The 10,521-nt window shown below is 74.2% G+C and carries 8 protein-coding genes; 4 read left to right on the forward strand and 4 right to left on the reverse strand.

The features are described from left to right. Positions 1-982 precede the first annotated feature (982 nt). Positions 983-1,720: a methyltransferase domain-containing protein gene (locus IE321_RS38970; RefSeq protein WP_190226401.1), complete on the reverse strand. Its 738-nt coding sequence runs from the start codon at positions 1,718-1,720 to the stop codon at positions 983-985. A gap of 200 nt (positions 1,721-1,920) precedes the next feature. Between IE321_RS38970 and IE321_RS38975 the strand changes: the two genes are divergently transcribed. Genes IE321_RS38975 through IE321_RS38990 form a run of 4 tightly spaced genes read left to right on the forward strand, consistent with a single transcriptional unit; the run spans position 1,921 to position 6,692 of the window. Next, positions 1,921-3,108 carry a polyprenyl synthetase family protein gene (locus IE321_RS38975; protein ID WP_190226402.1) on the forward strand — a complete coding sequence of 396 codons (1,188 nt, stop codon included), beginning with the start codon at positions 1,921-1,923 and terminating at the stop codon, positions 3,106-3,108. Further along, positions 3,105-4,640 carry a phytoene desaturase family protein gene (gene crtI, locus IE321_RS38980; RefSeq protein ID WP_190226403.1) on the forward strand — a complete coding sequence of 512 codons (1,536 nt, stop codon included), beginning with the start codon at positions 3,105-3,107 and terminating at the stop codon, positions 4,638-4,640. Before IE321_RS38975 ends, crtI begins: the two co-directional genes overlap by 4 nt. After that, the gene (locus IE321_RS38985; protein WP_190226404.1) at positions 4,637-5,656 is read left to right on the forward strand and encodes a phytoene/squalene synthase family protein; all 1,020 of its coding nucleotides are present in this window, start codon (positions 4,637-4,639) and stop codon (positions 5,654-5,656) included. Before crtI ends, IE321_RS38985 begins: the two co-directional genes overlap by 4 nt. 13 nt (positions 5,657-5,669) lie before the next feature. Beyond that, positions 5,670-6,692 carry a DUF5914 domain-containing protein gene (locus IE321_RS38990; RefSeq protein WP_190226405.1) on the forward strand — a complete coding sequence of 341 codons (1,023 nt, stop codon included), beginning with the start codon at positions 5,670-5,672 and terminating at the stop codon, positions 6,690-6,692. Between the two features lie 69 nt (positions 6,693-6,761). On the opposite strand, the gene IE321_RS38995 is transcribed toward IE321_RS38990, so the two are convergent. From IE321_RS38995 to IE321_RS39005, 3 genes are all read right to left on the reverse strand, one after another. Then, positions 6,762-8,330, reverse strand: coding sequence for an FAD-dependent oxidoreductase (locus tag IE321_RS38995; protein ID WP_190226406.1), 1,569 nt, complete (start codon positions 8,328-8,330; stop codon positions 6,762-6,764). 32 nt (positions 8,331-8,362) lie between these two features. Beyond that, positions 8,363-9,532, reverse strand: a complete 1,170-nt coding sequence (locus IE321_RS39000) for a lycopene cyclase family protein (protein ID WP_190226407.1) — start codon at positions 9,530-9,532, stop codon at positions 8,363-8,365. A gap of 144 nt (positions 9,533-9,676) precedes the next feature. After that, entirely contained in the window at positions 9,677-10,279 is a 603-nt protein-coding gene (locus IE321_RS39005; RefSeq protein ID WP_190226408.1) for a lipocalin family protein, read from the reverse strand. Between the last annotated feature and the right edge of the window lie 242 nt (positions 10,280-10,521).

The raw sequence follows: 10,521 nt of genomic DNA on the forward strand, positions 1-10,521 counted from the left end.
CGCGAACCGGTGGGCAAGCGCATCACCACGGCCATCGCCCTGGCCGACGACCCCAGCGGCGTAGCCGCCGGTCACCGGCTGTAGGACCTCTTGGGGGAATGGCTCTTCGGGGTGGGTTCCTCGTCCTGAGGTGGCGTGGGGAACCATGGGCCGGTGCGCCTCGATCAGCCGCTGCCCAGGGTGACCTCACGCGAAGAGGGGACGAAGGTCCACCCGCTCCTCGACCGTGTTCCTTCCGTCAGCCGTCAGGGAATGGCCCGAGCCGGAGAGCGGGGCCCGGGCCCCGCTGTGACAGGCGGTGCCGGCAGATGAGCACGCTTCCCAGAGCATGGAGGGCTTCCGGGAATCTGAACCGCGCGTCCGGAGAGCCGGCTCATCCTCCGTCGGTGCCCTCGTCGAGCGCCGCCAGCCCCTCGCTCCAGTAGGCGCGGCGCTCCGTCTCCTCCTGGTCCCCTCACTGCGTGCCGCGCTCCCCGAGGGCGACCTTCGCCGTGTGCACCCGGTCCCGGGCGGCCCGTTCGGCCTCCGCGTCCTGGGCGCGCAGGGCCGCGGCCACGGCACGCCGCCCTGAGGTGGGAGCGCAGACGTGCGGCGACGTCCTGGGCACCTCGGGGTCCGTGGCCCGTCAGCGTCTGCTGTCGACGATCACGTACCGTCCGTCGGGAGTGCGGGCGGGTCCCCGCGCACCAGCCGTCACCCGTCCCAGCCTGGCAGACGGGCGGCGCCGCGCGACTTCGGCCGGCGGACCGAGGGCCTGCCGGGGAGTCGGCCGCACCCGTCGCGGAGCGGTGGACCGAGCCCTGCCCCGGCCGTGACCAGGGGTGTCGGCGACCCGCGAATCGCCGTGTATCGCCGGGTCTTCGCCACCGAGCTCGTCAACTGCGGTCTGCGAGCCATGCGGTCGGCGAGTGAGCGGCAGCTGTGGCGGAGGATCGCCGGAGGCTGCGGGGCGGGTGGCTCCTGGGGCGCGGTGGGCCGTTCGTCAGGGCTGAGGGGGGCGGGTGGCCCGAGGGTGGGGGCGTTCCGCGACGAAGGTGTGGGTGATGCCCGTCTGCCAGCCGGGCATGGGCAGACGGCGCACGCGTGCGAAGCCCGCCTGGCGCATGCGGTCGGTGAGGGCGTCCGGGGTGTCGAACCGCATCACGCTGTGGTGGAGGTGTCGGTAGAGGGGGGCGTTTCCGTTCAGTCGGGCCCAGGGGAGCACGAAGCCGTTGATCACGCTGTTCCAGACGAGTCGGTCGCGGCGGCGCGGGCCGAGGCTGTACTCGTGGACGGAGAGGCGGCCGCCGGGGCGGAGAAGGCCGTGGATGTCGCGCAGTACGACGTCGGGGTCGGCGACGTTCCGCAGGAGGTAGGCGGCGAACACGGCGTCGTACGGGCCGTTCGCCTTGACCTCGTCCATGCTCTCGACCGAGGCGTGGACGAAGGAGACCCCGTCCGGCCAGGTCTTGGCGCGGGCGCGGGCGAGCATCCCGGCCGAGGCGTCGACGCCGATGACGGTGGCCAGCGGCGCCGCGCGGAGAAGGGCCCTGGTGGAGGTGCCGGTGCCGCATCCCAGGTCCAGCACGGTGAGTCCGGCGCCGCCGTCGGGGAGGCCCAGACGGCGGGCGGAGCGGCGGAGGTGCGCGAAGTACCCCGGGCTCGCCGAGGTCATGAGGTCGTAGGTCGGCGACGCGTGGTCGAACGCGGCGGCGAGGTCGCCGTCACGAAGCATGGCCATGAGCACCCTTTCGACAGAGGCAGCCAGGCTGTCGCATCGAATCCGCCTGGACGACGGGGCGCGCCGATGCGGCGCGCGGTGCCCCCGCGTCCCGGCGGAATGGGTCCGAATGGCCGAGGACCTGCTGCATCCGCGCGCCCGGGCGGTAATGAACTCCCAGACATACCGCACTGCCCGACCCACGGCAGCAAGGAAGCCCCATGCACACTCTCGAGCCACCGACCATCGACGCGGATGTCCCCGCCACATTGGACCTCGTGCTCGACGACCTGCTCCGAAAGCGTCTCGTCGAGGCCCAGGCGGTCGAGGCGACCTACGCGGCGGACCTCGCGCGGCGAGTGATCGCGTTCACGGCGGGCGGCCGGCGCCGCAGGTCCCAGTTGCTGTGGTGGGCCGTGCGGGCGGTGGGCGGCGGCCAGGAGGAGGTCCACGCCGCCCTGCGCACGGCCGCCGCTATGGAGCTGATCCAGACCTGCGCCCTCATCCACGACGACGTCATGGACGGCTCGCGGCTCCGCAGGGGAGAGCCCGCCCTCCACGTCGCCCTCGCGACGCAGTACCGGGCGGGCGGCCGCGACGGGGCCCAGGAGCGTTTCGGGAAGTCGGCCGCGGTTCTGGCGGGTGACCTCGCCCTGGCCTGGGCGGACGACGTGTTCACGGAGGCGTTGCTCAGCACCCCGCAGCCCGCCGCGCTGGCTGCCCAGTGGCGCGCGATGAGGAACGAGATGGTCGCCGGGCAGTACCTGGACCTGCACACCCAGGTGAAGGGCTCGCGCTCCTCCCGGCGGGCCATGCGGACGGCGGCCCTGAAGACGGCGGGTTACTCGTCGGCGCACCCCCTGGTCCTCGGGGCCCTGCTGGCGGGGGCGTCCGATCGGACGGCCCGGGGGCTGCGCAGGGCAGGGCTCTGCGCCGGCATCGCCTTCCAGTTGCAGAACGACCTCCAGGGGGCCTTCGGCAGCCCGGAGCACACCGGCAAACCCTTCGGGGAGGACCTGCGCGAGGGCAAGGCCACCTACCTGCTGGCCGTGGGGCACGCCCGGTGCGTGCGGCGGGGCGACACGGCGGGGCTGAAGCTGCTGGAGACGGTGGTCGGCCGTCCCTCGGCCACGGATGCCGAGCTGCGCCGCGTACTCGACCTCCTCGTGGCGCTCGGCGCCCGCGCGCACGTCACGGAACGCGTGGCGGAACTGTCCGCGCGTGCGGTGGGCGCGCTCCGGCAGGCGGACCTGGCCGCGGGGCCGACCGAGCAGCTGATCCGGCTGCTCGTCGACGCCGCCGGCCTCCCCCTCGCCGGCGCCACCGGTACGGAGCGGGTCGCGGACGAGGTGGGCGGCGGCGAACCGGTGATTCGGCACTACGAGGCAGTGACGGGAGGAGTCCGTTGAGGCGGGTTTCCGGCAGGACGGACCACGTGGTCGTCGTGGGGGCCGGCTTCGCCGGCCTGTCCGCGGCCCTCCATCTGCTCGGCGCCGGGCGGGAGGTCACCCTCGTCGAACGGGAGGCGGGACCCGGCGGGCGCGCCGGGAGAATGGACCTGAAGGGCTTTCAGGTCGATACGGGGCCCACGGTCCTGACGATGCCCGCCCTGGTGGACGAGGCGTTCGCCGCCGTCGGCGAGTCGCTCCGCGAACGGGTGGAGCTCCTGCCGCTGCACCCGGCGTACCGGGCCCTGTTCTGGGACGGCAGCCAGGTCGACGTGCACACGGAGGCCGGAACCATGGCCGCCGAGGTCGAGCGCTTCGCGGGTGCCCGGGAGGCCGACGGGTACCTCCGGCTGCGCACCTGGCTGAGCAGGCTCTACGCGGTCCAGGAACGCCGCTTCATCGGCGCGAACTTCGACTCGCCCGCGCAGCTGCTCCACCCCGACCTGGTCCGTCTCGCGGCGCTCGGCGGACTGGGACGGCTCGACCGGGCGATCGGTTCGTTCCTGGAGGACGAACGGCTGCGGCGCGTGTTCTCCTTCCAGGCCCTCTACGCGGGGGTGCCGCCCTCGCGCGCGCTCGCGGCCTACGCGGTCATCGCCTACATGGACACCGTGGCCGGGGTGCACTTCCCCCGTGGCGGGATGCACGCCGTGCCCGCCGCGATGGCGGAAGCGGCCCGCCGGGCCGGCGCCCGGATCCGGTACGGGGAGCGCGTCACCGGCCTGGAGCGTTCGGGCGCGCGCGTGACCGCGGTCCTGACGGAGCACGGGCGGATCCGGTGCGACAGCGTGGTCCTCACCACGGAGCTCCCCCTCGCCTACCGCCTCCTGGGCCGCACGCCCCGGCGGCCGGTCCGGACCAGACACTCGCCGAGCGCGGTGATCCTGCACGCGGGCACGACGCGCACGTGGCCCGGGCTGGCGCATCACACGCTGCTGTTCGGCTCGGCCTGGTCCCGCACGTTCGAGGAGATCACCCGGAACGGGGAGCTGATGACCGATCCGTCGCTCCTCGTGACCCGGCCCACGGCCACCGATCCCTCACTGGCCCCGGACGGCCGTCATCTCCACTACGTCCTGGCCCCCTGCCCGAACACCGAGATCGGCCCCGGTGGGCTTCACTGGGGTGAGCTCGGCCCCTCCTACCGCGACTCCCTCGTCGCCGAACTCGAACGGCGGGGACTCGACGGGTTCGGCGACTCGATCGACGCGGAGTGCCTGGTGACGCCGGCGGACTGGACCGCCCAGGGACACACGGCGGGCACGCCCTTCTCGGTGTCGCACACCTTCGCCCAGACGGGACCGTTCCGCCCCCGCAACCTGGTCCGCGGCGCGGAGAACGTCGTCCTCGCCGGCTGCGGGACGACACCGGGGGTCGGCGTGCCCCCGGTGCTCATCTCGGGAAAGCTGGCCGCGCAGCGGATCACGGGACGCCCCGGCAGGGCTCCGCGTCGCCCGGTTCCCGTCGCGACCGGTCGGCGGGAGGTCTCGTGACGGCCCGGGAGCTCGCCGCCGCCCGGATCCACGACCCGGCGCTGCGGGCGGCGTACGCGGAGTGCAGGAGGCTGAACGCGCGCCACGGGAGGACGTACTTCCTCGCCACGCGCCTGCTTCCGCTCGAACGCCGCAGCGCGGTCCACGCCCTCTATGGTTTCGCCAGGCGCGCGGACGACATCGTGGACGAGACGGCCTCCACCTCGCCCGCGGAGCGGGCGGCGGCGCTGGACGCGCTGGAGGCCGAGTGGCGCGGTGCGCTGCGCGGCGGGCCGACGACGGACCCCGCGGTGGCGGCGGCCGCTCACACCCGCGAACGCCTCGGCATCCCCGCGCGGCACTTCGACGACTTCCTCGCGTCCATGCGCAGCGACCTGTTCGTACGGGAGTACGCGACGTACGCCGATCTGCGCGCGTACATGCACGGGTCGGCCGCCGTCATCGGCCTCCAGATGGTGCCGGTCCTGGGGACCGTCGTGCCCAGGGAGGAGGCCGAGCCGTACGCGGCCGCGCTGGGAGTCGCCTTCCAGCTGACGAACTTCCTCCGCGACGTCGGGGAGGACCTGGACCGGGGCCGGGTGTACCTGCCGGCCGATCTGCTGGCCGCGTCCGGCGTCGACCGGGAGCTGCTGCTGTGGAGCCGGAGGACCGGGTGCCACGACCGGCGCGTCACGGCCGCCCTGCGTGACGCCGCCGCCCTCACCCAGGACGTCTACCGCCGGGCGGAGCACGGCCTCGCCCTCCTCGATCCGGTGTCGGCCCCGTGTGTGCGCACCGCTTTCGTGCTGTACCGGGAGATCCTGACGGTGATCGAGAGGGAGGGGTACGCGGTGGTGCACCGACGGGCCGTGGTGGGTGCTCGCCGACGGGCCTCGATCGCCCTGCCCGGCCTCGTGCGGGCGCTGGCGGCACGCGCCGGGCTGCGCACGGAGCGCCCGCCGTCTCCGGCAGGAGCGCGCCGCCCGGAGCAACGCCGTACGAGTCCGTCGGCCGGGCGGAGGGGAACGAGCACATGAGAGGGGACCCGAGATGACGGAACCACCGAGCGGCGCCGACCGGCCGCTTCTGCCGCTGAGGTTCCGGCGGCAGGCGGTGCCCTGGGAGGAGCAGCGGGCGACGTGGCGGCAGGCCCGTGCCGCGGAGATCGCCGCCGGGCTGAAGCGGGCGTCGTCCCGGCCTTCCGGGAACTGGTACGCCGTGGGGTCGAGTCGCGGGATCCGCGCGGACCGGCCCGCGGGCAGGACCGTCGCGGGCGTCGAGGTGGTGCTGTGGCGGGACGCCGACGGCGGCCTCCACGCGGGTCCGGGTGCCTGCCCCCACCTCGGGGCCGCGCTGAAGGACGGCGTGGTGCGGTGCGGGACCCTGATCTGCCGCTGGCACGGTCTGGCCCTGGACGGCTCCCCGTTCGCGGGCTGGGACCCCTGGCCGGTCCACGACGACGGCGTGCTGGTGTGGGTGCGGCTGGACCGCGTCGGCGGGGAGGAGCCCACGGAGCGCCCCGTGGTGCCGCTCCGGCCGCCGGTGGACCGGGCGGTCACGGCCGTCTACACCGGCGTCGGCGTCTGCGAGGCGGAGGACGTCGTCGCCAACCGTCTCGATCCCTGGCACGGCGCCTGGTTGCACCCCTACTCCTTCGTGGACCTGGAAGTCCTCTCGGCTCCGGAGGGCGGCGTCTCCGAGGAGGAGGACGCCCTGGTCGTCCGGGTGTCCTTCAAGGTCTCCGGTCGTGTCGTGGTGCCGGTGACGGCGGTCTTCACCGCGCCGGAGCCCCGCACCGTCACCATGCGGATCGCCGAGGGCGAGGGGGCGGGCTCCGTGGTCGAGACCCACGCCACCCCGCTGACACCCCGCGGAGCGGCACGTCCGCGCACGGCCGTGGTCGAGGCCGTCATGGCGACGTCGCACCGGACGGGGTTCGCGGTGGCCCGGTCGCTGGCGCCCCTGTTGCGGCCGGCGATGCGGTCGGCGTCCGGGCGCCTGTGGCGGGACGACCTGGCGTACGCGGAGCGCCGCTGGCGGCTGCGGAGCACGGGGAGTCTCCCGGGCTCGTGACGAGCCGCGCCGCACGGCCCTCGGGTTCCGGGCCGTGCGGCGGAGCGGCCCCCGGCCGGTGGCTTCCGGTCAGCCGGCCGGGGATGCCGTGCCCGCCCGGGCGAGGAGCCTGAGGCCGGCCGAGCGGCCTGCGGCGGGGACGGTCCACAGGGTCTGTCCTCGGAGTCCCCACCGTCGCAGGTGGGCGTTGGCCGCGAGGAACCCGGTGGTGGCGGCCCGCTCCATGAGCGCCACGGGGTGCTCCGTACGGACGAGGTCCCCGGCGACCGTGACGGTGGGGTCCGGCGTGTGGACGGTGGGGCGGTCGCGGTGGCCTCCGACCTCGAAGAGCGGGCAGTCGGAGCGGAGTTCGTGCCGCTGGTCGACGATCACGGCGGCGCGCGTCTCGGGCCAGACGCGGTGCAGTCGGTCGACGAGCTCGCGGGAGACGACGCGGGGGTCGGCTTCGGGGGGCAGCGCGTAGGCGTGCAGCTCGACCACCGACCCGCCTGTCCGGCCGGCCCAGCGGGAGGCTTCTCCCTCCCAGCGTTCGAGGACGCTGATGTTGTCGAGGGGGCCGTATCCGCTGGTTCCGAGGAAGCCTGGTCGCCGCGCGTCCACGGGCCGGTCGAGCCACAGGCGGGAGACGAGGAAGGGCGGCGCCGTGCGAAGTGCGCGGACCCTGGCGCGCCACGGCGCGTCGCACAGCGCCGGGGACGCTTCGGCGATCGTCCGGAGGCCGTTCGTGTCGGTGGCGAGCACGAGGGCGTCCGCGTGCCGCGCACCCGCCGACGAGAAGACGACGTGCCCGCCCCGGGGGGCGGGGGCGATCTCCTCGACCCCGGTACCGGTCAGGATGCGGACGCCGTGTCCCCGCAGGTAGGAGGCCAGCGGGTTCCACAGCGCCTGCGGATACGGCTCGTCCGGCACATCGAACAGGAGCCCCTCGGAGGACCCCAGGAAGTAGATGTGGAACATGAGGACGAGCTCGGCGGCGGACAGCTGACCGGGGTCGGCGAAGAAGCTGCGGGAGAACACCTCGAAGGCCAGGTGCTGCGCCGGCGGCGGGAAGCCGATGCCGTCGAGGAAGTCGCGGGCGCTGACTCCGTCGTAACGCCGGTACACGTCGGGGACCCGGACGTCGAGCAGGGGCAGTGCCGCCCGGGCGTTCATGCGGCCCAGGTCCCGCCAGCCGAAACTCGGGCTGAGCGCCACGAAGCCGAGGGCGCTCAGCGGCGGGGTCCGGGGCACCCGGGCGAAGCTGTCGTAGAGGCCGGAGCTGTGCCGCAGCGGGTAGTCCGGCAGCCCGGTGAGCCGCTCCAGTCCGGGGTCGACCCGGCGGAGGAGACCGCGGAGGTTGTAGTACTGGCGGAAGAAGGCGTGGAACCCGCGGCTCATGGTCACCTCGGATCCGTCGCGCAGCCGGTCCCGCCAGCCGGCGAGCCGACCGCCGAGGGTGGGCTCGCGTTCGTAGAGGGTGACGTCGACGCCGCGCTCGGCGAGGATCGTGGCCGCCGCGATTCCCGCGATCCCGCCGCCGACGACGGAGCAGGTGGGGCGGAGGCGGGGGTCCGCTCGGCGCGATCCGTCGACCGCGGGAATGACGACCGCGTTGCGGTCGCGGCCGCGCCGGGCGGTGTCGTACCGGGTGAAGCGCATCCTGGGCTCGCTCTCGTGGCAGGCTCGCCGGTTCAGGCGCGGCGGGCGAGGAAGGGGATCTCCGCCGTGGTGCGGAGCATGGGGACGACGGGGGTGTGCAGTCCGATGCGGAACTCCTCGTACGGCTTCGTCCGGCCGTCGAGGAACCTGAGGAGGCGTTCGGGCGGGACCTTCTCGAAGAGGCGGGTGAAGAACTCGGGTCCGGAGAGCCTGCCGGTGTCGATGCCGCGCAGGAGGACGGCGTCCATCGCGAGGGAACGCCGTGGGTACGCCGCCGGGGGCAGCGGCACGCGGCCCGAGTGGACGAGGGCGGCCACCGCGCGGGTCTGCCGCTGGATCGCGGCGAAGGCGTAGCCCGTGGAAGGGCGTACGGCTCCGCCGGCCGTGCCGATCCGGAAGGTGCTCGTTCCCGCCCGGCGGTCGTGCCGGGCGTCGGTCATCGGGATGCTTCCGCGTTCCACCGCGCACACCTCGAACGCCCCGAGCCCGAGGACGGAGCCCGTGTAGTGCCGCAGGGCGTCCTGGTACGCGTGGTCGGGCAGCGGTTCCCTTCCGAACTCGGTGTACTCGACGAGCGCTTCGCGGCTGGACAGCGGAAGCACGTACCCGAAGGAGAGTCCGTGCGGGGGCTGCGGGGTGCGGAAGTCCATGAGGTCGACGGTGTGGGGGTCGAAGGCGGGCCGCTCGGTGCGGAGGAACCACCCCTGGAAGTGCTGGACGAGGCGGACACGGGCGGGTGGCCGGGAAGCCGGCGGGCGGCTGTCGAAGGCCCAGCGCGCCCGGACGCGCCGCTCGGTGCCGTCGGCGGCGCGGCAGGAGACGGTGCCGCCGTCGGCCCGGTCGGTGATGCCTTCCGCGACGGCCTCGATCAGGCGCAGTCCGGTCAGCCGCGGCCGGACGGCCCGGTCGAACGACTCGGAGGTGAGCATCTTGTAGGTCAGCCGGCCCAGGTCCCGCCGGACCGGTGGTCCGGCGGGCCTGTGGAGCCTCAGGCCGTTCCACGAGGCCGTGAGCCAGGCGTCGTAGTCACCGGGCCCCTGCTCCCAGTAGCACCACGTGCGCGGTGATGGGCGGAGGGGGCCCGGGGGCGCGTCGACCAGGACGACGGAAGGCGCGTCGACGCCGGGCGGAGGCCGGAGCAGCCGCCACGCGAGCGACAGCCCGGCGGCCCCCGCCCCGATGACGACGACGTCGCAGTGCATGGGCCGCGTCTCCTCTCGTCGGCTCGTCGAGCGCCTCGGCCGGTGGGTCCGATGCCGCGGTCAGGGTTCCCCCGGAGCCGCTCCGCCTATCCCCCGCTGCTCCAGGGGGACCAACGGGCCGGCGTCCCGCGTCGGCGCGGCGGGTCAGGGGGCCAGGCGCCGGCCGGGGGCTCCGCCGTCCTGACGGGTCGTGCGGAAGTCCGCCGGGTCGAGCCCGGCGTGCCGGATCGCCTCGAGGACGTCGGCCGTTCGGGTCGGATCGAGTCGCGGGGTGCGGGAGAGCACGAACCCGGAGGTGCTTCCTTCGTTCGTCACCAGTGCCCACTCGTACGCGGGGCCGAGGCCGGCGACGACGTAGTTCGCCCCGGTGCCGTGGGCGTATCCGCCCTTCCGGGGAAGGAAGGAGACGTTCAGGCGCGAGTGGGTGGGGTCGAGGGGAAGGGCCTCGCCGGAGATCCGGCTCTCGGTACCGAGCCAGGTCGTGCAGCTGTTGGTCACAGCGACCGTGCCGCGGGCGGTGGAGCCGTAGACGGCCTTGACGTTCTTGGCGCACTGGATCTCGAACAGCTGCGGAACCGCGGCCAGTTGGAACCAGGTTCCGCTGTAGCGGGCGAGATCGACGGAACCGGCGGCCGGGACCGTCCCGGCCTGGTCCGCCGTCGCGGCGGATGCCGCCGCCACGGTGGTGAGGGCGGTCGCGAGAAGGACGGCGGAGGCGCGTCCCAGGGCGATCTGAAGTCGACGCATTGCTGCATGCTCCTCGAGTGTGTCGGGTCAAATGCGTTCTGCGACGACCGCACCACCGGATGCACGTGATGGCGGCGGGGCACCTGCGAGCCGCTCGCCCGACCCGTCCGTGGCGGAGTGCATCCCGAACGCGCCGGAACGAGAAGCACAACACTGAGCCGTTCACCACTCCGCGAGGATGCACCCGATGTCCGATCAGCACGATCCCGCCCCGTACGACGCCCTGCTGCTGCTCTCCTTCG

The organism is Streptomyces hydrogenans, from assembly GCF_014656075.1.
In the GTDB taxonomy this organism is placed as follows: Bacteria; Actinomycetota; Actinomycetes; order Streptomycetales; family Streptomycetaceae; genus Streptomyces; species Streptomyces hydrogenans.